19 protein-coding genes are annotated in these 25,209 nt (G+C 33.2%); 8 read left to right on the top strand and 11 right to left on the bottom strand.

The genetic code is table 11. From position 1 onward, the window contains the following. Positions 1-93: 93 nt before the first annotated feature. Positions 94-1,236 (bottom strand): acyl-CoA dehydrogenase family protein, encoded by a 1,143-nt coding sequence (locus J2W48_RS07160; RefSeq protein WP_310279819.1) that lies wholly within the window; start codon positions 1,234-1,236, stop codon positions 94-96. A gap of 17 nt (positions 1,237-1,253) precedes the next feature. Next, complete coding sequence (locus tag J2W48_RS07155) at positions 1,254-2,141, bottom strand: ComEA family DNA-binding protein (RefSeq protein ID WP_310279817.1); 888 nt, start codon at positions 2,139-2,141, stop codon at positions 1,254-1,256. Between the two features lie 218 nt (positions 2,142-2,359). Here J2W48_RS07155 and J2W48_RS07150 point away from each other — a divergent pair, with 218 nt between their 5' ends. After that, positions 2,360-3,811, top strand: coding sequence for an amino acid permease (locus J2W48_RS07150; RefSeq protein WP_310279816.1), 1,452 nt, complete (start codon positions 2,360-2,362; stop codon positions 3,809-3,811). 72 nt (positions 3,812-3,883) lie between these two features. Here J2W48_RS07150 and J2W48_RS07145 read toward each other — a convergent pair whose 3' ends face one another. The 7 genes from J2W48_RS07145 to J2W48_RS07115 all read right to left on the bottom strand — a co-directional run bounded on the left by J2W48_RS07145 (position 3,884) and on the right by J2W48_RS07115 (position 15,542). Then, positions 3,884-4,111 (bottom strand): PspC domain-containing protein, encoded by a 228-nt coding sequence (locus J2W48_RS07145; RefSeq protein ID WP_210666886.1) that lies wholly within the window; start codon positions 4,109-4,111, stop codon positions 3,884-3,886. Positions 4,112-4,161: 50 nt separating this feature from the next. Beyond that, positions 4,162-5,448, bottom strand: a complete 1,287-nt coding sequence (locus J2W48_RS07140; protein ID WP_310279814.1) for a DUF2851 family protein — start codon at positions 5,446-5,448, stop codon at positions 4,162-4,164. Positions 5,449-5,547: 99 nt separating this feature from the next. Beyond that, a complete protein-coding gene (locus tag J2W48_RS07135) occupies positions 5,548-6,030 on the bottom strand; it encodes a 3'-5' exonuclease (protein WP_310279812.1) in 483 nt (160 codons plus the stop codon). Positions 6,031-6,116: 86 nt separating this feature from the next. Then, positions 6,117-8,411: a translocation and assembly module lipoprotein TamL gene (gene tamL, locus J2W48_RS07130; protein WP_310279810.1), complete on the bottom strand. Its 2,295-nt coding sequence runs from the start codon at positions 8,409-8,411 to the stop codon at positions 6,117-6,119. A 4-nt stretch (positions 8,412-8,415) separates the two neighbouring features. Continuing rightward, positions 8,416-13,515 (bottom strand): translocation/assembly module TamB domain-containing protein, encoded by a 5,100-nt coding sequence (locus tag J2W48_RS07125; RefSeq protein WP_310279809.1) that lies wholly within the window; start codon positions 13,513-13,515, stop codon positions 8,416-8,418. Positions 13,516-13,677: 162 nt separating this feature from the next. Next, positions 13,678-14,628: a GSCFA domain-containing protein gene (locus tag J2W48_RS07120; RefSeq protein WP_310279806.1), complete on the bottom strand. Its 951-nt coding sequence runs from the start codon at positions 14,626-14,628 to the stop codon at positions 13,678-13,680. A 176-nt stretch (positions 14,629-14,804) separates the two neighbouring features. Next, positions 14,805-15,542 (bottom strand): hypothetical protein, encoded by a 738-nt coding sequence (locus J2W48_RS07115; protein ID WP_310279804.1) that lies wholly within the window; start codon positions 15,540-15,542, stop codon positions 14,805-14,807. 470 nt (positions 15,543-16,012) lie between these two features. Here J2W48_RS07115 and J2W48_RS07110 point away from each other — a divergent pair, with 470 nt between their 5' ends. After that, positions 16,013-17,758, top strand: a complete 1,746-nt coding sequence (locus J2W48_RS07110) for an ABC transporter ATP-binding protein (protein ID WP_310279802.1) — start codon at positions 16,013-16,015, stop codon at positions 17,756-17,758. 78 nt (positions 17,759-17,836) lie between these two features. On the opposite strand, the gene J2W48_RS07105 is transcribed toward J2W48_RS07110, so the two are convergent. Further along, positions 17,837-18,214, bottom strand: a complete 378-nt coding sequence (locus tag J2W48_RS07105; RefSeq protein ID WP_310279800.1) for a GxxExxY protein — start codon at positions 18,212-18,214, stop codon at positions 17,837-17,839. Positions 18,215-18,349: 135 nt separating this feature from the next. Next, positions 18,350-20,986, bottom strand: coding sequence for an alanine--tRNA ligase (gene alaS / locus J2W48_RS07100; RefSeq protein WP_310279798.1), 2,637 nt, complete (start codon positions 20,984-20,986; stop codon positions 18,350-18,352). A gap of 255 nt (positions 20,987-21,241) precedes the next feature. Here alaS and J2W48_RS07095 point away from each other — a divergent pair, with 255 nt between their 5' ends. From J2W48_RS07095 to J2W48_RS07070, 6 genes are all read left to right on the top strand, one after another. Beyond that, a complete protein-coding gene (locus tag J2W48_RS07095; RefSeq protein WP_310279797.1) occupies positions 21,242-22,219 on the top strand; it encodes a M23 family metallopeptidase in 978 nt (325 codons plus the stop codon). A 45-nt stretch (positions 22,220-22,264) separates the two neighbouring features. After that, complete coding sequence (locus tag J2W48_RS07090; protein ID WP_310279795.1) at positions 22,265-22,597, top strand: MerR family transcriptional regulator; 333 nt, start codon at positions 22,265-22,267, stop codon at positions 22,595-22,597. A 38-nt stretch (positions 22,598-22,635) separates the two neighbouring features. Beyond that, positions 22,636-23,220: a LemA family protein gene (locus tag J2W48_RS07085; RefSeq protein WP_310279794.1), complete on the top strand. Its 585-nt coding sequence runs from the start codon at positions 22,636-22,638 to the stop codon at positions 23,218-23,220. A gap of 140 nt (positions 23,221-23,360) precedes the next feature. Further along, on the top strand, positions 23,361-23,798 hold the full coding sequence (locus tag J2W48_RS07080; protein WP_310279793.1) for a TPM domain-containing protein: 438 nt from the start codon (positions 23,361-23,363) through the stop codon (positions 23,796-23,798). 3 nt (positions 23,799-23,801) lie between these two features. Continuing rightward, the gene (locus J2W48_RS07075; protein WP_310279792.1) at positions 23,802-24,632 is read left to right on the top strand and encodes a TPM domain-containing protein; all 831 of its coding nucleotides are present in this window, start codon (positions 23,802-23,804) and stop codon (positions 24,630-24,632) included. A gap of 62 nt (positions 24,633-24,694) precedes the next feature. Then, positions 24,695-25,108, top strand: coding sequence for an RrF2 family transcriptional regulator (locus J2W48_RS07070; protein ID WP_310279790.1), 414 nt, complete (start codon positions 24,695-24,697; stop codon positions 25,106-25,108). The last annotated feature ends 101 nt before the right edge of the window (positions 25,109-25,209 follow it).

Here is a 25,209-nt window from a genome sequence, read left to right as displayed (position 1 = left end):
CTTTATTCTTTATTCTTTATTCTTTATTCTTTATTCTTTATTCTTTATTCTTTATTCTTTATTCTTTATTCTTTATTCTTTATTCTTTATTCTTTATTCTTTTAATATATTCCTGGCAATTACCAGTTTTTGAATTTCGGTAGTTCCCTCGCCAATAGTACATAATTTAGAATCCCTGTAAAATTTTTCTACAGGATAATCTTTGGTATATCCATAACCGCCGTGAATCTGAACTGCTTCATTCGCTACCTTAACACATACCTCTGAAGCATACATTTTTGCCATAGCCCCCAATGTAGTTACAGGTTTGTGCTGCTGTTTTAAGAAAGCTGCCTTATGCAATAACAATTCAGAAGCTTCAATTTCAGTAGCCATATCTGCTAATTTGAATGAAATTCCCTGAAAACTGCTAATAGGCTGACCAAACTGATGCCTTTCTTTTGAATATTTAAGTGCAGCTTCATAAGCTCCTTTTGCAATTCCGAGTGACAAGGCTCCAATAGAAATTCTTCCTCCATCCAATATTTTCATTGCCTGGATAAATCCCTGACCTACTTCACCCAATCTGTTTGCATCCGGAACACGACAATTATCAAAAACCAATTCCGCAGTTTCGCTTGCGCGCATTCCTAATTTATTTTCTTTTTTTCCTGACGTAAACCCAGGCATTCCTTTTTCAAAAACAAAAGCTGTCATTCCTTTAGAATCGCCTTTTTCGCCAGTACGAACAATTACCACTGCAATATCCCCGGAAATACCATGTGTAATAAAATTTTTAGCTCCGTTCACTATCCAAAAATCTCCATCTTTTACAGCCGTTGTATTCATTCCGCCGGCATCAGAGCCTGTATTATGCTCGGTTAAACCCCAGGCACCAATATGTTCAGCGGTAGCTAATTTGGGCAACCATTTTTTCTTTTGCTCTTCATTTCCAAAAGTTAAAATATGATTGGTACATAGTGAATTATGAGCTGCAACCGATAAACCTATTGAAGGATCTACCTTTGAAATTTCTTCAACTACTGTAATATATTCATGATAGCCCAAGCCAGATCCTCCATATTCTTCAGGCACTAAAACCCCCATAAAACCCATTTGTCCTAATTCTTTAAACAAAGCGATCGGAAAAATTTGAGTTTCATCCCACTCCATTATATAAGGTCTGATATTTTTTTCTGCAAAATCTTTTATAGATTGCGCAATCATAGACTGCGTTTCGTTATAATCAAAGTTCATTTTTATGCTGTTATTTTTTAGAACTCCAAATATAAGGCAATTATATTAGCTTTTTCAACAGGAAAGCCTTTAATTTTTGATAAATCCTCAATATTTTGAATATTTCCATTCATACTTCTATAAGTCACAATTTGTTTAGCTAATGCATACCTGAAATACGGAAACAGAGCCAATTCCTTCAATGAAGCATCATTTATTTGTATTTTTTTAATTTTGGGCGAGGATAAAACTTCAAAATTCTTTTTTAACTGAAGAATCACTTCCGGAGAAAGTCCCCAGACATCATTCATTTGCTCCATCGAAACAAAAGCTTCCATGGTTTCTTTTTGTTTAAGAATACGCAGAGACAATGCTTCACCTATACCATAAACCTTCATTAAATCTTCCTGACCTGCGTGATTAATATCTAAAACTGCCACTTTTTCTTTTTTAGAAAATGATTGCTGGATAGATTCTTTATTAAATGTTTTAAAACTTTTTTTATTCTTAACCCAATCCGAAAATTTAAAAAATGGAGAAATTGCATTTAACAATGAATCTGAAATTTTCGTTACATCCTGAAATTCTTTGGCTGAACTGACATATTTATTTTCTTTTCGAAACGCCTGCAATCTATCAATCTCCTGAATAGACATTCCGAGTTTATATCCTTTATAATCTGAGATAAAGTTAGGATTATAAAGGTAAACCTTAGGTTTTCGCTTGTTTTCAATTTCTTTTAAAGAATCAATTTGAGATTGCATTGACAACCATTGCTGTTTTTCCGGAAATATTTTTTCATCTGAAGTAAAATCTACAAAAAAGTATACCATTTGCAGTATGACAATAATAATGAACAGCAAAAATATTCCCGTACGTTGCTGGGAAGTAAATTTAAAATAGGGAATTATCCTTTTGGGAATCATTTTGATACTTTAATTATTTAAAACACAAAATTATAAGAAAAAAACTATAAATACTATTTTTAAAAATGTTTTAATTCCAAATTAGCTTATAATATGAGAATGAACATCCAATCTTTTAAAGTGCTAAACATTTTATAACTTAAAAACATATAAATGTTTTTATTTTTTATAAAAAACAATACATTTGAAGCTTAATAACAATAAAACCAAAATAATATATGTCAATTTGGAAAACTAAACCACTTTCGGTATTGCTAGAGGAAGCATCCGAATCTGAAAAAGGGTTAAAAAGAACCCTCTCTTCCAGGTCGCTTGTAGCGCTGGGTGTGGGAGCTATTATTGGAGCCGGACTCTTCTCTTTAACAGGAATTGCAGCAGCTGAACATGCTGGACCTGCAGTTACACTTTCTTTTATTTTAGCAGCGGTTGGTTGTGCTTTTGCAGGCCTTTGTTATGCGGAATTTGCATCCATGATTCCGGTTGCAGGTAGTGCCTATACGTATTCATATGCTACGATGGGAGAATTTATGGCATGGATTATTGGTTGGGATTTAGTACTAGAATATGCTCTCGGCGCTGCCACAGTAGGGGTTAGCTGGTCACGATATTTATTAGAATTGTTAAACAAATATGGTATACATCTTCCTCATGAATTTATATGTTCGCCCTGGGAAACATTAAAATTAAGTGACGGAACAATCATAGAAGGCGGGATAGTAAATTTACCTGCCATTATCATCGTATCTTTATTATCTCTATTACTGATAAGAGGAACAAAAGAATCAGCTTCAATAAATAATTTTTTAGTAGTAGTAAAAGTAGCGGTAGTAATTGTTTTTATTGCTTTAGGATGGAGCTTTATCGACACTTCAAACTACACACCATATATTCCTGAAAACACAGGTGTTTTTGGTGAATTTGGATGGTCAGGAATCGCTGCTGGTGCAGGAACTGTGTTTTTTGCCTTTATTGGTTTTGATGCCGTCTCTACAGCTGCTCAGGAAGCAAAAAATCCACAAAAAGGAATGCCAATTGGTATTTTAGGATCATTAGTGATTTGTACCTTATTATATGTGTTTTTTGCTCACGTAATGACAGGTCTTGTTAATTACAGAGAATTTGCCGGTGATGCAAAACCTGCTGCTACTGCGTTTGCAAAAACTGGATATGACTTTTTACAAACTGGTCTAATAGTAGCAATTTTAGCTGGTTATACTTCAGTGATGTTAGTAATGCTTATGGGACAGAGTCGTGTATTTTACACAATGAGTAAAGATGGTTTACTGCCTCCCTTTTTTAGCTCTATCCACGCTAAATTCCGTACTCCCTGGAAAACTAATCTTTTCTTTTTAGTATTTGTAAGCTTATTTGCGGGACTTGTTCCGGTAAGTGATTTAGGCCATATGGTAAGTATCGGAACATTGTTGGCATTCGTATTGGTTTGTATCGGTGTAATGGTGATGCGTAAAAAAATGCCGGATGCTCCAAGATCATTCAGAACTCCATTAGTTCCTTTTGTGCCAATAGCTGGTATTGTAATTTGTTTAGCATTAATGTATTCTTTACCCAACGAAAGTTGGTTGAGACTTGTTATCTGGATGGCTTTAGGTGTAGTTATTTACTTTGTTTACGGCAAGAAAAACAGTAAATTAAATAATCCGGAGAAATAATATTTTTAAATAAATCCAATAAAAAGGGATCATAAAATTACTTATGATCCCTTTTTATGTATTGAATTCATTTTACAAATCAAAAACCGAAGTTCTTTTGGCACGAATTAAATCTTTTAAACGTATCCAGAAAGCCAATGTAAGGTAAACGCCAAAACCTAATCCGACAGTTACAAAAGAAATATAAATAAAAAACAATCTCACGCTTGTTACCCGCATTCCGAGTTTATCTGCCAATCGTGAAGAAACATGGAAACCGTATTTTTCAAAAAAGAACTTAAGTCTTAAAATGGCTGACATAATCTATAATTTTGAAACAAAAATACACAATTATCTAATCATCCTGTTTCCTAATTTGAAATAGGTACATCACTTTTTAGCAATTCTGTTCCAACAGCACATCGCAAACATCCATTCTTATTACAATACTCATTTTTTAGCTGGATTAAAGCCTGGGTGTCAAATGCATTTTGTGATACAATCCCAAAAGACTTGAATTTTTCTATAATAGAATTTTTTTCAGGGGAGACTTCATCTAAAATGGAGATTAAATCTTCAGAAATTGATTCTCCTTTTGTTTTCGCATAAGCAAATTGCAAAGGAATAATCGTATTTACCACTAATAAATCTATGAATGATTTTGATAATGATTTCTTTTTATTAGGGCTTTCTTTATCAAATTGATAATGATTTTGCCAATATAAACCCGTTGAGACTTCCAAAACTTTATAAAGGCTCTCAATCGATTTTAATTGTATTATTTTAGAAAAGAGATTTTGATGTTCATGATACAGACCTGCTAATTGCGAAAGACGAATAGTTGGAAAATTATCCGGACGATGCTTAAAAAACTGAACCGGTTCTATGTAAATTTTTTCAATTTGATATTTATGCAAAAGATAATAGTATTTGAATTTTAAATCTTTAAAATAAACATCTTCCTTATCCAAATCCAATAAACCTGCCGTACCAAAAAATAATGCTTCCAAATTTTCCAGTTCAAAGCTTTCTTTTCTGATAATCGAAAACGGAATTGCTCTTGCCAATTGCAAAAATGAATTTCCATTAGTATTTAAACCAAAATTCTTTGCCAGAAGACAAAACAGAACAGCTTCCCAATCTTGATTCGTTTCCTTCAATAATTCATAAATAGATTTTGATTTTCGTTCTAATCGTTCAAAAAACAATCGTTCCTGCCAATTCTTAAAAAGAAAATTTTCTACCTGAGCAATTTCCTTTTCGCAAAAAATCCATGATTTTGATGAAGTTAAAGAATTATAGTTCGAAATTATTTCAGGCGAAACATACTCTTTCAGAACTAAAACAGGGATTTCTGTATTATTCTTTCTAAAGATATCTGCATCATGTTCCCAAACAACATGTAAAATCACATTTTCATAAGCAGGATCTTTTTCGTGATGATGTACATACCAGTCCGAAGACTTTAAATGAATTTCAACATTTCCTGCCCACTTTTGACTCCCGATTTTAATTTGGGCATTGAAAAAATCAGGGCCTGCAAGCTCCAGATAATTTCCTGTATTGATGATGGTAATTTCCTCCTCGTTAACCGTTTTTAAACTCAGAGTATCGAATTTTTTAAACCTCCAGAGGTAATGAAGAAATTCTTCTTTCATTTTTAGTCTTTTATATTGTTTTACAATATTCTAAAGTACTAAAAAATAGTATTAATATTACAAATAATAAAATTATTTCTTTTTTATTGATAATTGAAATTATTGCATTAAGTATAATTTTGCGCAGGCTCTCGCATCTGATAATGCTTCATGGTGATTGAGCTGAATTTTCATTTCTCTACAGCAATCACTTAATTTAGCAGGTTTTAGCCCTTTTGCTTTGTATATCTTGACTGTACACTCCCAACGATTGGCAATATTCAAATCTTCATAACGCAAACCAAACAGAGCCATTGATTTGATTAAAACATTCCTATCAAAACTTTCATTGTGTGCTACAACAACTCTGTTTTTTAATCGTTTTTCTATTTCAGGAAAAACCTGTAAAAAAGTTTTTGCATTTACAGTATCACGAGGATAGATTCCATGAACCTGAATAGTGTAAGGATTATATTCATTATTAGGTGGTTTGATCAAAGTTACAAACTCATCAACAATTACTCCGTTTTCAACAGTAATAATCCCTACAGAACAGGGATGATAAGCGGTTGCTGTTTCAAAATCTATAGCGGTAAACGTCATTGTTTGATTTTTAGAAAAGCAAATTTAATATTTTGACAGCCATAAATTTATCTTTTAAGAAATTATTCCTTTAAAAAAATATAATTTTAGAAAGGATATCCTATGGCAATATTAAGAATCAGATTATCTTTTCTCCAGGAACCGCTTCCAAAATTGATCTCATCAATAACCCATCTCTCGCCTTCCGGTAAATAAGGTTTTCTTAACGGTAAAGCCAAATCGGTTCTCAAAACTAAGAAAGACAAATCAAAACGTAATCCAGCCCCGGCTCCTACTGCAATTTGTTTCATGAAGTCTTTCGTTATTTCTGCCCCGGGTTTGTCGGGATCAGCATTTAAAAGCCAAATATTTCCGGCATCTACAAATACTGCACCTCTTACTATACTAAAAAGTTTTGCCCTATATTCAGTATTAAATTCTAATTTCAAATCAGCAGACTGATCTGGCAGATACGTACTTGTAGTAGGTTCCGCTTTATAACTTCCCGGTCCCAAAGATCTTGCTCTAAAGGCACGAATACTGTTCGTTCCTCCCACAACAAATTGTTTCGTTGTAGGCATAGTTATTGAATTCCCGTATGCATATCCCGCGCCCAGAATAATCCTGCTCGCCAGTTCACTTTCTTTCCCAAGTTTTAAATAATGCCTAAAGTCGGTTTTTATTTTTACATATTGACTGAACGGAACGTCTAAAATAGTTTTTTGATTATCATTTTTAACATCAGCTCCTGTTACCAGACCAGTAATATTTCCAGCTAAATCTAATTCCCCATTAAAATAGAATGTACTTTTTTGACGCTTTTGCATGGTATTCGTAAACGTATACTGATAAGTTGGACCAAAAATCAATTGTTTTTCAATTACTCTTCCCAAAGCAGGGTCCTGATCAATATCTTCCTGATATTCAGCTGTAACATTATTTGGACTCACATACGTAATGTCAATTACATTTAGTTGATGTTCTTTTCGGATATTTTCTTTCCATAAATACCCCAAAGACGTATTAAATGAATTCAGCGAATAAAGCTGTGTCCTGTTTTGATATTCGTATCGTAATGTCGCTTTTGTTCTTGGCACAAATCCGCTTGAACCTTCAATGTTAAAAGGCGTAATAAATCTTGGCCAGGTCAGACTCGTTTCTGCTCCCAGCTTGTAAATGTTATTTCCTTTGTTTTGTCCTGCCAACTGAAAATCGGCCCCGCCAAAAACAGATACCGTGAGCAATTCTGCACCACGAAATAAGTTTCTGTTATTCCAGTTGATATTAATTTCTGTACCTGTATAACTTGCCGAATTCGTTTTGCCCAATACCTCAACACGAATGAATTTTTTAGGTAATAATGTTAAGTAATAGTACGAATCGAGCGTGTTTTTTAAACTATCAGAAACCTTAAATTCATTTTTTACAAAATTAAAAGTTCCAAGATTCACAAAACGGTTTAAAGTAAGATTGTGGTCTTTTCGATTATAGAAATCTCCTTTTTTAAAGTATATTGCCCTGTCAAAAACCCTTGGTTTAAAGGTGTCAGCCGTATCTATAATAGTAAAATCTTTATACTTAACAATATCCTCTTTTTTATATATAACACTGTCTTTAGAAATTGAAAAATTAGGATATACTATAATCTTATCGATTTTGTAAGCAATTTTAGCTTTTTCAGGTGTTTCGTCTTTTATCTTTAATTTGATATTTACCTCATAATCCCCTTTTGTACTATCTACCTGCGCCAGAATATAGTCCGGATTAAAGTAATAATATCCTCTTTCTTTCAGTCGTGCATCAATTCTTTCCCGTTCTGCTTTTATAACATCCAGATCATACGGATTTCCAGCTTTTAACAATGATCTGCGTGTTGCCCTCGCAATTGTTTTTCCTAACGCAGATGAATCTTCGGGAAATTTTACATCTTTTATTTTATATTGTCTTTTGGGCTGAACGGTATATTCTGCTGTTACCCTTTTATTTTTGGCAGTTGAATCAGCACTGACACGGGTTTTAAAATAACCTCTGTTTTCTGTAAAATTTCTTAAAACTGACGAATTGTAATCTAAATCAACCTGACTAAAAAGGACTGGTGCTTCACCCACTTTATTTCGTAACCAATATCTAATTCCTTTTTCTTTTTTTGGTTTTCCGGCCACATTATAAATCCATAATTTAGGGCGTAAACCTAATATTTGCTTAGTTGGTTTTGGGCGTAATAAATCCTCTAATTCTTTCTCAAGAGCTTTCCTTTCTTTCTTTTTAATCACAGAGTCTTTGACCGTTACAGAAGCTCCTGTATACAACAATTCGCCTTCGGCCAAATATTTAGTATTGCTGCATCCAAAAACAAAAAACAGGGACAGCACAATACAATATTTTATATATCTGTTTTCCATATTGTTATGTTTTTTGTTCACTCCCTTCAATTTGATCTTTCTGATTTTTTTCTAATTTCTCTTTTTCCTTTTCTTCTTTCTCTTTCTGTTTTCTTTTTTTATTGCGTAGCTTTTCTTCCTTAATCATTTCTTTTTCTTCTGCACTACGATGAAAAAGTTCGCGGAATTTATTGTAACTCATCGTAATAATAAAAGCGACACCGGTCTCGATAACCTGTCCTTCTACCGCAACCTGATATTGATTTTTTCTATAAGCGCGAACCATATAACGACCGTCTTTGGTAAGTTGATAATCCAATGCGACATCGCCGGCAATATTGGTACTTTCTTCATTGGCGCGTTCCTGACCTTCCACTCCAAAGCTGCTTCCAACCGTAACTTTTAATCTATCATCTAACAGTTTTTTAGAAACCCCAACGTTTAAATCGGTTCTGTTTTCCCGAGTTCCCGAAGTATAATCATCTGTAGATTCCAAATCGAATTCCAATTCAACTCCTTTAACTAATTCTCCGGCAAGATCATTTAATTGTTGCGACAGTATTTTACTTACACTTTGTCTTGCCAATGATTCGGCACTGGTTCCTCCACTTTCACTCGCAAAAGGATTCTCTCCAATAAATCGATTCAATAATAAAAGTGCAAAAACCTGTTTATTTAATTCGGCCGGTTCTTGTCGCAATTGTTCCAGTTTTGCCTGCGAAGCCGATACAATATCTGATGAAACATTATAATTTCCGTCAGGAAGAACAATATCGAAAGATATTTCCGGTTTCAGTAATTCGCCTTTCATTTTCAAATGCGTCTGAAAAGGGATTTTTTGTTTATAGGTATTTCTAATTGCCGTAGTGCCTGCCAATTGATTTCCAAGCAAATCAATTGGTGCTGTTTCTACTTCATATATAGCTGTTATATTTAAAGTTGCCATAGTTGGCTCTCCATTCCAGATGATATAGCTTCCTTTCTGAATATCAAATTTTCTTCGGATCATATTGAAATTCATTTCATACGCCCCTTCCGAGAATTCATATTTACCCGTTAAAGTTGTTTTACCAGACGGGTCAATTCCACCAGTAAGTTGGGCTTCTCCTTTCAAATTCAAATAATCGCCGTTTCCTTTATCGATAACCAAAGTCAGTTCAGCTTCTTTATCGATCGTAATATCAACACTAACGTCCATTCTTTTTAATGGAGATTGATTCAGTTTGTTCTCCATCTCAACAGTTTGTTTTAGATATAAATTATCTTCATTAACAAACTCTACAATTCCTTCCCGATCCGCTATTGAAGGATCTGATTGTGGCAAAACAACAAAGAATTTAGTTTCTTCGTTGATTTTTACATTCCCTCCAATAACCGGACTTTCTAATGTTCCTTTAATATTCAATTTAGTATCCAAAAATAAATCTCCGTAAAACAAATCGTTGTCAGTCGCTTTAGAATTAATAGCTCTGAAATTATCCGAAGTAACAGTTAAACCAAAATTATAATTCTGAAAATCAAGGGACTGAATGGTACCGTCTACCGATAATTCGTTGTCGTTTTCATCAAAAAGTGTAAACTTATCAAATGAGATTATATCATTTCTAAAAGTGATTTTTTCCTGCTTTGTTTTAAAGTAAGAATTAAGTTGTGTGATTCTAAAACCGGTATCATTAAAATTTAATTCACCCGAAATTTCCGGGGCAGATGTTTTTCCGATAACAGTCAAATTACCTGACAAATAACCTTTTCCTTCCGTAATGTTACCCATCGTGAAGCCCTGAATACTCTGAATATTTAATTTATTGATATCAACATTAAAATCAAGGTTACCATCGTCGATTCTGTAATTTCCATTTAAATTAACATCATTTCCTTCTCCGCTTACGACAACATCTGCAGCCAATACATTATTGGCTTTATTATTAACTTTTACTGTAATATCTCCCACCGGCTCACCTCTAAAGGCAAAATCGTCTATTTTTAAATCCGAGGTAAAAGTTGGACTTGTCATTACATTTTCTACAACAGCGTTTCCATTAATTAAACCCTGCATCAGTAATTCGTCTTTCTTAACCATATTCATGATGGTCTCAATTTTGAAGTTTACAAAATCAACCTGCAGCGTGGCATTATTCTGAGTTTCCTGCGATTGAATTTTAAGTTCATTTCCGGCATTGTCCAAATAAAACTTATTGATGTAAAGCCTTTTATCCCCTAATTCAATAGCATTTTCAGGATTGATATTCCATTTATCATAATTTAATACGAAGTTCTCCGCATCGATTTTGAATATGTTTTTTGAATCTTCAGCTTTAAATTCACCTGCAATAAAATACTGTTGTTTGTCTTTTGCATCTAATACTTCAAACGCGTAAGTCAAAATGTTATTTTCGATTTCCCCGGATAAACTGGTAAACGGCATTTTTAAGGAGCCACTCTCAATTGTTGCTACAGAAATCTGATATTCTAAAGCGTTTTCTTTTGCTTCTATATTTATTTTTCCATCTGCAATTGTATTATTGGCATACACGATTCTCGGAATCGTTCCTTTTACTTCTAAAGAATCGGTGGCATTATTGTATTTTCCGACAATGTTAATGGGCTCCAAACCTGTCAATTTCGGAATCAGTTTAAACAGAATTGGATCGTTATCAACCGTCAATGTAAAAGCTAATCGTTGTTCATCTGATTCTCCGTTTACTTTCGGATTTTTTAAATCGATGTATTTTGACAATGATTTTTTGATAGCCGAAACTAAGGTTGTCAACTTATATTTTCCATCTACTTCTGCTTTTAAAAACTGAGAGGAAATTTTAATATTATTTTGCCTATCATCTGAAAAAGCAATTACACGTACCGAATCTAAAACAATTGGTTCTGCATCCTGTAAAATCTGTACGTTCGAAAGAAACACTTTTCCGTTTAGAAAGTCAGGATTACTGTTGGCAACATCTGCATCAATGTTTCCGCGTAATTTCATTGGACCCGCATGAAGATTCAGTTTTTCCAAATCGGCAATATCCATGTTTAGTTTTAACTTGATTGATGGATATTTTTGCTTTGTGTTTCCGCTGGCTGTCAGGTTAAAATTCAAATTCGGGTCTTTCATTCCTGATTTTACAGCAAAAGATCCATTTTCTATATTTCCCTTAAGAGCTAAATCCCTATAAGTATATCTGTTAAATACGGCTTTCTGAACAATTCCGTCTAATTCTGCCTGCGCCGTTTTCGGATCCAGACCTATCCCTTTTACTTTTGCGTTAAGTGTAATTTTTCCAACGGAATCATTTTTGATTAATCTTCCCAAATCGAAATCAAGCAAGTAAACATTTGCATCATATTTTTCTTTTTTCTTAACTCGCTGATCAAATAATGCATCTATTTTTGCATTTCCAAAACTGCTGTTTAGAGCTAAATTAGTTTTGAAATTCTGAACTGATCCCTTAAATTTTCCCACCAGATTAAACTGCGAAGGCAATTGAATATTATTCGGAATCGTTCCCGCCGGCACAAAAGAATATACATCTTTGGAAGTACTTGACAATTTTTTAATATCCAGATCATAATATGCTTTTTGGGCATCAGGCAGACCAGTAATTTTCCCCGAAAGCGAGACTCTTGTAGTTCCGATACCGCTCATTTCAAACAACGGAATATTCAGGTTTTTTATTTTTCCATTCAAACGGGTATTCAAAAATAAAATTGCATTTGGATTATCTTTAAACGGATTTGTTTTTTGTAAATCAGGAGCAAAAAGCAAAACGTCCTTAAAACCAACTTTTGAATCCTTTAAATTGGCATCAACAGCAAGATTGGCAATGTCTTTTGTTAATGCATCAAGAGAAGTATATTTTAATGTTATTTTATTCTGCAAAAGTGTTTGGGGTGTTCTCACATATAATTTTTCCAGAGACGCATTTTTAGGCCCGTAAAAGAAATTGGTTTTTAAGGATTGTATTTCTAATCCACGTTTTTCATTTGCTGCAAGCGTTTTTATATTACCTGAAATTGTATCGTTTCCATAATATAATTTTTCTGCCTGCAGATTGAATTTATTCAAATCCAAATGACTGTAATCAATTCCTTTTTGCGTTGGTGCTGACTGCATATCATCAAATTTGAATGCTATATTTTGAATATCAACATCATTTAGTTTTACTTTCCAGCCTGTTTGTTTGATTGAAGTAGAATCCAGACCTGGAGTCTTTATTTGTTTGTCTTTGGCGCCTAATCTTAAATTTCCTTTTAGATTTTTTAATTCGAAAGTATCAAAATCCAGAAGCTGTTTGTTTAAATCGATTTCATTAACAGATAAATTTAAATTCCCCAGCTTTATTCCTGAGTCTAATTTTGAATCTTTGTTATCGTAGGAAACATCAATTTTTGATAAGCTGATTTTACCTAATTTTAATTTGAAATCTTTCCTTTTCGAAATTGTATCTACGGTATTTACTGAAACTTCTGCCATTTTCTCAACAACATCCTGATTTAGAACTAATTTAAATCCGTTTAAATCGATATTCGGAATATCAAAATCCATTTTGTCCAAATCGAATTTATTGAATTTTGTCTCAAAATGTGCCAGTTTTACCAGGATATCGTTTTTAGCATACTCATCATTAAAATTAAAATTAACATTATCCAGATTTACTTTTACAACTGATATTTTGAACGGTTTGCTTTTTGGTTTTTTTGGTTCATTTGATTCGAAAGCTTTAATAATATAATCAAAATTGAATATGCCAGCTTTATTTCTGGAGATATTGGCATTGACTTTTTCTAGAGAAACTGAATTGATTTCAAGTTCACTATTAACCAATTTAAACAAATCAACATCAACTTCTAAACGCTTACCTTCCAGCAAAGTATCTTTTTTTTGGTCTTCAAAATAAAAACCTTCCAGCACTATCTCTTTCGGGAATTTAATTGCAATTCGGTCTAACGAAACTTTTGTCTTAATTTTTTTATGCAGATAAGAAATGGCTTTGTCCTTTGCATAATTTTGGATGGATGGAATCTGAATTAAAATAATTAGAAGCAGTAATAGCGCAATAATTGAACCCACGCACCAAAGCAGGATACGCAGTGTTTTTTTAAGATAACGAATGGATTTCTTATTCATATGTCAATAAACACGTTAAATTAAATTTGCGATATTGCATAGTTGCATTACTACAACTTACAAAATTCTATTTTTTTTACTTTAACAATTTACATAATTACGCACAATTATTCTAAAATTTTATGGGCGAAAAATTTTTTTCTTACCAATTTCAGAAGTAACCTAAAACTTAATCGAAGGGCATTTTTCTTCTAAAAGACTAATTTTTTGATGGAGTTTTGATAAGAATTTATGATGCTCCTCAGATTCCGGATTGAAACTTCGATGACGCAGGCTTTTTTGAATTTCGGAGACTTCCTGCATAATAAAAATACTATTTTCTGCAATATAATTTTCGCTGAATAATTTCCAGATATAATCGATCGCTACCTGATTTGGATGAAGCATATCTTCAGCATAAAAACGGTAATCACGAAGTTCATCCATCATGATTTCGTAGGATGGAAAATAATTGATGGTTGATTGTTGATGGTTAATTATTTTGTGTAGAGCGGTAAACAAATGTGATTTACTCAGTTGATTTTCTATAAAACCATCTTTTATATGCCGTACGGGTGAAATGGTAAAAATGAATTTTATATTTGGATTTAAATCCTGAATTAAATCAATTGTATTTTGAATGCCTTTCTGAATAACATCTGCAGATAGCAATTCTTTTAAAAATTGCTTTTGTGGCACTTTATGGCAATTGGCAACAATTTCATCACTTTCGCTATTTCTGTAAACCCATGAAGTTCCGTAAGTAATTATGATATGGCTGGCATCTTTCAATTGATGGTTAGTTACCTCTACAGCTTTATTTAAGGTTTCCAGTAATTCTTCCCTATCAGAATTGCTTAAATCAGAATGCACACCAAAGCAATGCCAGCGTTCGTTATGAAAAAAGACATCTTTCTCTGCAAACAATTCTTGCTGAACGGTTCTTTCAATTATTTTCTCAATAGATAAAGGATTAAAAATAATTCCAAAAGGATTTGTTGTATTTTGAAACTTAAAATAATCCAGCTTATCAGCCATATTTTCTGCAAAGCAAGAACCAAAAGATACTATTTTAGAATTATAATCAATTGGATAATTACTTTTTGAAAGTGGTATTTGGGTTCTGAATTGCATGGTTTGTAATTTAAACACGAATTTCACGAATTTTTACCAATAAAAAAACCAAATACAGAAGTATTTTATTTCAAGATGGAATAGCCAGATGGTGTTCAAAGCAGGGAAATATAATCCAAAAAAAAGCCAAATGCAAAAATGCATTTGGCTTTTAATGTAGGGCTATAATTTACTTATTAGTAGAAATATTCTGAAGTAAAGCTTTCCCCTTCTTCATCACTAGTACTTTTTTCAGGATAATCATTTGAATTATACGTATAACTGTGAGTAGACCAAATCTCTCCATCTGAAGTATCAGAAAGTTCATTATGAAAAACGTCAGTTCCTTCACCATCTACAAAAGCAATTTTATCAAGACCTAAAATATTTTTTGCTGCATTATTTTTACTATCGTAAGTATATTTATGATTTGGTGAATTTGTACTTGTTATTTCAAATACATCTCCGTTAACAAATGTAATTACTGATGTTCCTGAAGCAATAGTTTGAGTTTTATCATCTCCACTATATCCTTTTACAGAAACTGTACCGTTTGCATTATAAGTATAAACTTCTTTGTATCCCCATAACCCTTCTCCTTCAGATTCAACTCTTACAAAAGTTGCCAATTTCCCATCAGTTCCATATGAAAACGTATTTGTTTGCTCTATTGATCCATCAGGAAATTTAAATTCAATTTTAGTAATTAAATCTCCTGTGTAAGTGTAATGCATATTTATCACTTTAAAATCATCAATAACGCTTACAAGTTTATTACCGTTATATGTATAATTTACTGTTGTTTTCCCAGCTGACCCTGTTAAAACAATTTTTTTAAGTAAAACAGAATCAGAAGAATCATCATTAGAATCATCACTAGAACAAGAAGTTAATGCTAGAGTCATAGCACAAAAAAGAAGTAAAAATTTCTTCATTATATTTATATATTAAATTTATAATTATTGCAAACATACTATTCCTCAAAATCAAAAGCTAATAAAAATTAACATATTTTAACAATAAAAAAGCTAAATAATAATAAAGACATTATAGAAGCTTCGTTAAAAGTTTACAACTATTTAAATATCAAAGTTGTAGGTTAATTCATTCCTTTAAATAAATTAAATTTTTTAACCACAGTATAACTACGCAGGTCTTTTCTGAATAACCTAATGTTATTTATTCTTCATAGTGATAAATCGCTATAAAAAACACATGTACACTTTTCGAAATATAAATCACTAATTGAATAAATAACCAATACAAATGAATTACCCCGATGCAAAGCCTTGAAAAATTCAATTGATTAATATAACTCCATTTTTAAAATTTTTATTCCCTCTATCGATTTTACAAACCCAATCTATTCACTACTTTTGCATCTTCCATAAATTAAATCCCACATATGAAATTATTATATTCTTACATCGTCAAACATAAAATGTTGTTGTTTTTTGCTTTGATTATGGCTACTATAAATATCTGTTTCAGTTTATCAGACTCTATAATTACCGGTAAATTAATGCAGGATTGTGGCGTTGGTCTCTATAAATACAAAGGGAATGAAATGGCGTTCATCAAATCATTATCATTCTGGCTTGGCCTTTCGCTTGGAGCTGCGATGATTTCGAGAATTACCAAAAATTTTCAGGATTATTTTACCAATGTCGTTATTCAGCGAACCGGGGCTCAAATGTATACTGACGGAATTAAAAAATCACTCGATTTGCCATTTGCGGAATTCGAAGACCAGCGCAGTGGTGAAACTTTAAGCAAATTAACCAAGGTACGCTCTGATTCTGAAAAATTAATTACGCTTTCAATTTCCCTAATCTTTCAGACCATCATTGGGTTTATATTTGTAATTGTGTACATCGCCCGGATTGATTACCGAATTTCGATTATCTTTTTAATTACAGCTCCCATTATCGCTTTGGTAAGTTCTTATCTGGGCAAAAAAATAAAAATTGTTTCCCGAAAAATAGTTAATCAAACTAATGCACTTGCAGGATCTACAACGGAGAGTTTAAGAAACATTGAATTGGTAAAAAGTTTGGGACTTACTTATCAGGAAGAAAAACGTCTGAATCTCAATACCTTTAAAATTTTACAGTTTGAATTACAGAAAGTACGCTTTATCAGAAGTTTGAGTTTTATTCAGGGAACGACAGTTCATTTTTTAAGAACCTGCGTCGTTTTTACTTTATATTATTTCTTGTTTGGAGATAAGATTATTATAGGTGATTTGCTGACGATGGTCTTTTTTACTTTCTTCATTTTTGGGCCTTTACAGGAATTGGGGAATTTTATTATCACTTTAAATGAAACAAAGGTATCAATGGAAAATTTCAAAACCTTATTGAGTGCCCCGAAAGAATTCCGCCCAAAAAACCCTAAACATATTGGTGCTATCCAGTCGCTGCTTTTTTCGAACGTCAGCTTTCAACATAAAACAGCCAAATTTAAAGCGGTTGAAAACATAAATTTTGATATTAGACAAGGAGAAACGGTCGCTTTTGTTGGGCCATCAGGTTCTGGAAAAACAACCTTAGTAAAATTATTGGTTGGGTTGTATACTCCTGCAGAAGGCCATGTACTTTATAATAATATTGATTCAACTGAAATTGATTTACTGGATCTAAGAAAACAATTAGGATTTGTAACGCAAGATGCGCAATTATTTTCAGGAACTATTCGTGAAAATTTATTGTTTGTTAAGCCAAATGCAACCGACGAAGATTTGCTCGATGCACTAAAAAGGGCAAGTTGCGAAAAATTATTAATTCGTGCCGAAGACGGTCTAAATACCACAATTGGTGAAGGCGGAATTAAAGTTTCAGGTGGAGAAAAGCAGCGTTTATCAATCGCCCGTGCTATTTTAAGAAATCCAAACCTATTGATTTTTGATGAAGCAACCTCTGCTTTGGATTCTATTACAGAGGAAGAAATTAACGCGACGATTAGAAATATATCAGACAAAAACAGAATCACCGTTTTAATAGCCCATCGCTTATCTACCGTTATGCATGCTGATAAGATATTTGTATTAGAACAAGGAAAAATTATCGAGCAAGGTAAACATGAAGATTTAATTCTTGAAAAAGGATTGTATTACGCTATGTGGCGTCAACAGATTGGGGAGCGTAAATAAGTGTTTTTTTAATCGCGCAAAGGCGCAGAGTCGCAAAGTTTTTGACTTGATTCTTTTACTAAATATTTTTTATAAGATTTAAAGATTATTAACTATTCTTGTAATACCAAATTTAATCAGTGGCACATTAAAATTTATTAGCAAACCCAATTTCATTTTTGTAATTTTCAAATATGTCATAATTTGTTTGGCATGAACTTCTGTTATTTTTTCAATTGATTTAATTTCTAAAATCAACTTATTCTCAATTATTAAATCGGTTCGAAAACCAATATCAAGTTTAATTTCATCCCAAACAACGGGAAGTGTTTTTTGCCTTTCAACAAATAATCCTTTTTTAGTTAATTCGTAATATAAAATTGCTTCATAAACCGATTCTAATAAACCAGGACCAAGTTTTACATGCATTTTGTAACAGATATCTACTACGATAGCTGAAATTTCATTTTCAGTCATATTTAAAAAATTAAAGCATAAACCTACAAAAATAAAACATCATAACTAAAAAAAGTCGCAAAGCATTTTAAAAACTTTGCGACTCTGCGTCTTTGCGCGAAATATAAAAAAACCTTTTAAAGCATTCTTAAATAATTATTTGACAAAGTCAATTGCGCGAATTAAAGCTTCAGCAATTCCATTTACATTTTTACCTTTTCCGGAAGCGAAGAAAGGCTGCCCTCCCCCATTTCCTTCAATATATTTTCCTAATTCTTTGATTACTGTGTTCGCATTTAAGCTTTTCGACGCAACTAATTCTTTAGCTATATAACAGTGAATATTTGGCAAACCATCTTCAATCGAAGCTAAGAATACAAATGAATCCGCTTTTGAGGTCCCTAAAGCTGAAGCCAGCTCTTTAGTTGATGCCATGCTTAAATCTACTTGTTTTGCCAGAAAGTTTACTCCGTTTACTTCTTGAAAATCTTTCTCCAATTCCGTTTTCAGAGTGCCGACTTTTTCTTTTAATAATTGCTCAATTTGTTTTTTTAACTTCGCATTATCATCCTGTAAAGAAGCCACAGATTTTAAAATATCCTGCGGATTTTTTAATGTTTCTTTTATTTCAGATAAAGTATGCTCTTGATTTTTATAGAAATTTTTCACTGCATCACCAGTAATTGCTTCAATACGACGGATTCCGGCTGCCACTGCACCTTCAGAAATAATTTTGAAATGCCAGATTTCGGCCGTGTTTTTCACGTGAATTCCACCGCAAAGCTCTTTGCTTTCGCCAAATTCAATCATGCGGACATTATCGCCATATTTTTCTCCAAACAAAGCCATTGCACCTTTATCCAAAGCTTCTTTAATTGGAATATTTCTGTGTTCTGCCAATTGTAATTGTGCCTCGATTTGCGCATTTACACTTGCTTCAACCTGACGTAATTCTTCATCAGAAACTTTAGAAAAATGCGAAAAGTCAAAACGCAGATAATTTGGGTTCACCAACGAACCTTTTTGTTCTACGTGAGTTCCAAGCAGGTTTCTTAATGCCAAATGCATTAAATGCGTAGCTGAGTGATTTTTAGATGTTGAACTCCTTAAATCAGTATTGACTTTTGCTGTAAAACCAGCTTCAATATTCTCCGGTAACTGTTTTGCAAAATGCAAAATCAAGTTGTTTTCTTTTTTTGTATCGATGATTTCGATCGTTTCATTTGCCGAGACTAAAGTTCCTTTATCGCCAACTTGCCCACCGCCCTCTGGATAAAAAGGTGTATTGTCTAAAACAATTTGATAAAGAATTCCGTCTTTTTTAGAATCAACTTTACGGATTCTTGTAATCTTTACATCATTTTCTGTTTGGTCGTAACCCACAAATGTTTCTACATTTCCGGGAATCAAAACCGACCAGTCTTCTGTTGAAACTTCTGAAGCTGCACGTGAACGTTTTTTTTGTTCCTGCATTGATGCATCAAATTCCGCTTCGTTAAAAGACATTCCTTTTTCTTTTAGAATTAAAGCCGTTAAATCTTTTGGAAATCCGAAAGTATCGTACAATTCAAATGCTTTTGCTCCTGAGACAACCTCTCCTTTGGTTTGAGCAATTACATTATCCAATAATTGTAATCCCTGATCAAGCGTTCTTAAAAACGAAGCCTCTTCTTCACGAATTACATTCGTAACCAATTGTTGCTGCGATTTGATTTCCGGGAAAAATTCGCCCATTTGACTGGCTAATACTTCAACCAGTCTATTGATAAATGGCTCTTTCGTATTAAGAAATGTAAATCCGTAGCGAATAGCACGACGTAAAATTCTTCGAATTACATAACCTGCCCCTGTGTTTGATGGTAATTGCCCGTCGGCAATTGCAAACGCTACAGCACGCACATGATCAACAACCACCCGAATCGCAATATTGGTTTTATTTTGTTCTTCACTGATGTTTTTTACTTCATCAGAAGTATACTTTAAACCTGTAATCTGTTCTACTTTTTCGATAAGCGGTGTAAAAACATCGGTATCATAGTTCGAAGTTTTCCCCTGTAATGCCATACACAAACGCTCAAATCCCATTCCGGTATCAACGTGCTGTGCAGGAAGTTTTTCTAAAGATCCATCAGCCTTACGGTTGAATTCCATAAATACATTATTCCAGATTTCCACTACTTGCGGGTGGTCGTTGTTTACCAGACTTTTTCCTGAAGCCAAAGCTTTTTCAGATTCAGGACGTAAATCAACGTGAATTTCAGAACATGGCCCGCATGGTCCCTGATCGCCCATTTCCCAGAAATTATCTTTTTTGTTTCCAAGAATAATTCGGTCTTCATCGATTAATGTTTTCCAGATATCCCAGGCTTCCTGATCAAAAGGAACGTTATCTTCTTTGCTTCCTTCAAAAACAGAAACATACAGATTTTCTTTTGGAATTTTATATACTTCTGTCAATAAAGTCCATGCCCAGTTGATGGCTTCTTTTTTGAAATAATCCCCAAAAGACCAGTTACCAAGCATCTCAAACATGGTATGGTGATACGTATCAAAACCTACATCTTCAAGATCGTTATGTTTTCCTGAAACACGAAGACATTTTTGCGTATCGGCTATTCTTTTACTTTTTGGCGTTCCGTTTCCTAAAAAATATTCTTTAAACTGGGCCATTCCCGAATTATTGAACATTAGTGTTGGGTCATCTTTAAGAACAATTGGTGCCGATGGCACAATTAAATGTCCTTTACTCTGAAAAAAGTCTAAAAATTGTTTACGTACGTCTTGTGATTTCATATCTAATTAGAAAATGTGTCAATTGAAAATGTGATAATTTGCCAATTAGAGAATGTGCCAATTTTGATAATGTGATAATAAAAATTATAACCTTATAACAATAATTACCTAATTACCGCATTATCAAATCATCTAATTGACTCAATTATCTAATTGTTTTTTTATTATTGAAAAAAGCTTCGAACAACTGAAACATTTATTAAATTTGTTCGACTAACATTTTTTACAGTGTGCAAAAATAGGGTATTTTAAAATATGGCGAAAGTAAAATATTATTACGATTCAGAAAATCTGGCCTATAAAAAAATAAAGACTAAAAAGCGAACAAAATTGGGGTTTGCAATTCTGTTTTTAGTAGCTTCTGCGTTATTTGGATTTTTGGTTTTTGTAGTTTTAATCAATACACCGTACTTTGAAACCCCCAAAGATCGTCTACAGGCACGCGAAATTGAAAATCTGAAATTGCAATATGCTATTTTAAACAAAAAAATGGATCAGATTGATGATGTAACCGAAGCTCTTCAAAATAGAGATAATAACATATACAGGGTTTATTTTAACCGTTCGGAAATTCAGGATTCGATCCGTAAAGCTGGTTTCAGGGATATGAAAAGATATAAGGATCTGGAAGGTTATAACAATTCGAAATTAGTCCTGAATACTACTAAACGAATTGACAAATTATCAAAACAATTGGCCATTCAGTCTCAATCATTAGATGAGATTTTAAAATTAGCCAGTGCCAAGAAAAATTTATTATTAGCAGTTCCGGCTATACAACCCGTTCGTAATGAGAATTTAAAACAAATGGCATCCGGTTTCGGATACAGAATAGATCCTTTTACCAAAGTACGTAAAATGCATAACGGAATGGATTTTGCAGCCAATACAGGATCACCAATATATGCAACAGGTGACGGTATTATAGCAAGAGCTGACAATTCGGCTTCAGGATATGGCAATCATATTGTAATTCGACATGGTTTTGGATATGAAAGTTTATATGCCCATTTAAGCAAGTATAATTGCAGGGCGGGTCAACATGTTAAACGCGGTGATATTATTGGTTACGTAGGAAGCACCGGAAGATCAGAAGGGCCACATTGCCATTATGAGGTTCATAAAGATGGCAAAGTAGTTAATCCACTTAATTTCTATTACGGAAATATGTCAGCGGAAGAGTATGTGGCTATATCAAAATTAGCCAATCAGGAAAATCAATCTTTGGACTAATATAAAAATATTAAGCCATAAATAAATTATAGTAAAGTAAACAGTATGCATATTGAACTTTCAAAAGATAAAAGATATTACAGCATTGGCGAAGTTGCCAAAGCCTTTAATGTCAATGCCTCTTTAATCAGATTTTGGGACAGCGAATTTGATATTTTAAAACCCAAGAAGAATGCAAAAGGCAACAGAATGTTTACGCCTGATGACATAACGAATCTGCAATTAATTTATCATTTGGTCAAAGAGCGCGGTTTTACTCTTGAAGGTGCCAAGATTCATTTGAAAGAAGGACAAAAGAAAACATTAGATAAATTCGAAATAATACGTAAATTAGAGACCATAAAAACACAGTTGACAGACATCAAAAACGAATTGTAATTAAAATAAATTTTATAAATAAACTTAAATAAAAAGACATGAAAAAATGGTTAATCCCCGTAGGAATTATTGTTGCACTAATTGCTATTATAGCATTTTGGTCAATTGGAATTAAAAATACTGCTTTACAACACAGTCAGGCTGTTAATAAAGAATGGGGAAATGTTAATACTGCATACCAAAGAAGAAATGACCTTATAGGAAATCTAGTCAATACGGTAAAAGGAGCGGCTGATTTTGAAAAATCTACTTTAACAGCAGTAATTGAAGCCCGTGCAAAGGCAACATCCGTAACTATTGATCCAGCAAATGTTACTCCGGAGCAATTAGCACAATTTAACCAGGCCCAAAGCGGCGTATCTTCATCATTATCAAGATTATTGGTTACGGTAGAACAATATCCTACTTTAAAAGCAAATGAAAATTTCTTAAAGTTACAAGACGAATTGGCAAGTACTGAAAACCAAATATTAACGGCAAGAACCCGTTTTAACGAAGCAGTTCTAACTTATAATGGTTATGTTTTAAAGATTCCTAACAAATGGTTTCTGAGCGAATATAAAGAAAAACCATATTTTGAAGCTGTAGCCGGTGCCGACAAACCAGTTGAAGTAAAATTCTAAAATCAGATCATTAGACTTCTAAGATCTTAGAAGTTTGTAAATCGGTTTTAGAGAACGAAATAAGCTTTAATAAACTAATGATTAATTCTTGTTTGAATATATTTCAAACAAGAATTAATTTTCATTTAAAAATAATTTCAATGTCAAAAGTAGAAGATTTTTTAAGCAAAGAAGAAGAGCAGGAAATTGTGGAAGCTATTCGCATGGCCGAAAAAAATACTTCTGGCGAAATTAGGGTCCATATAGAAAAAACTACTGATAAAGTTCATTTTGACAGGGCTTTAGAAGTATTCCATGAATTAAAAATGGATGAAACGCAACTTCAAAACGGCGTTTTATTTTATTTTGCCGTTGCCGATAAAAATTTTGTCATTTGTGGAGATAAAGGCATCAATGATGTTGTTGCACCGGATTTTTGGGATTGTACCAAAGATAAAATGGCAGAACAATTTAAATCAGGAAATTTTAAACAAGGCATTGTTGACGGTATTTTAAATGCAGGTGAGCAATTGAAAAAACATTTTCCTTGGTCTGAAGGTGACACAAATGAATTATCAAACGAAATCTCAAAAGGATAAATAATGAACATTTCCAAAAACAAAACATCAAATTCAAAAGGAATTTTTCAATTTACCTTTTTACTGCTTACATTTTTTACTTGTACTATTATTTTTGCGCAATTTGACATTCCGAAGAAGCCTAGTCTTCAAACTTCGGTTTATGACTACGGCAATGTTTTAAGTGCAACTGAAAAAACACAGCTTGAAGAAAAACTAATTCGGTATTCAGATTCTACTTCTACACAAATTGTGGTAATCACGATTGAAAGCCTGAAAGGTGAAGATATTGGAATTCTTACTCCAAAATGGGCACACCAATGGGGAATCGGTCAGGCTAAAGAAGATAATGGGGTTTTAATTTTACTGGCTAAAACCGAAAGAAAAATATGGATTTCCCCTGGTTATGGTCTTGAAGATCGTTTAACTGCAGGCATTGGAGGCGAAATTACCCGAAATATTATTATTCCGGAGTTTAAAGCCGGAAGCTATTACCGCGGTTTGGATAAGGGTGCTGATGCACTTTTTGACGTTTTTACTGGAAAATATAAAGGTGAACGCAAGCAAACCAAAGGAAAAAACTTCCCGATACTGCCCTTTATTATTATTGCTGTTATTGTATTAATTTTAATTTCTCGTAATAAAAGAGGAGGTGGAGGAAATTCAGGCAACAATAGTGGTGGAGGTCCTAGTCTGCTCGATGTGATAATTTTGAGTAATCTGGGAAGAAGCGGCGGAAGTGGCTTTGGAGGTTTCGGCGGTGGATCATCAGGTGGTGGTTTTGGCGGCGGAGGTTTTGGTGGTGGTTTCGGCGGTGGTGGATTTTCTGGAGGGGGCTCCGGAGGAAGCTGGTAGCTCTAATGTTTCTGTCTTTTTTTGTTTCAAACTAATAATTTACAATTTATAATTCAATATAAATGTTATCACATAAAGCGAAATATGCCCTAAAGGCCTTACTTTATTTAGCAGAACAAGATGCAAACCACATCTCTAAAACCATAGAAATTGCTGATGGAGCCAACATCCCTAAAAAATTTTTAGAGCAAATTTTATTGGATCTAAAACGAGGGCGTTTTGTAAGCAGTAAGCAGGGTAAATTTGGCGGATATTATCTGATAAAATCAAAAAACGACATTACCTTAGCTGAAATTCACCGTCTGTTTGATGGCGCAATTGCACTTTTACCATGTGCTTCCTTAAATTTTTACGAGCCCTGCTCTGACTGCAAAACCGAGGATGAATGCAGTCTGCGTCACGGTCTCATAATTATTCGGGATGAAACTTTAAAAGCTATGCAAAACATTACTATCGCCTCATTAATAAAAAAGTAAAAAAAATATTCTTTATATTCTACTATGTTTATAGAACTTGTATATATTTGAAAAATAATTAACATATACTTATAAAATTTAATCTCATGAAAGTACAATTA

The organism is Flavobacterium piscis, from assembly GCF_031457575.1.
In the GTDB taxonomy this organism is placed as follows: Bacteria; Bacteroidota; Bacteroidia; order Flavobacteriales; family Flavobacteriaceae; genus Flavobacterium; species Flavobacterium piscis_A.
Note: the sequence above shows the minus strand (reverse complement) of the source record. Positions and strands in the feature narration are given on the sequence as shown.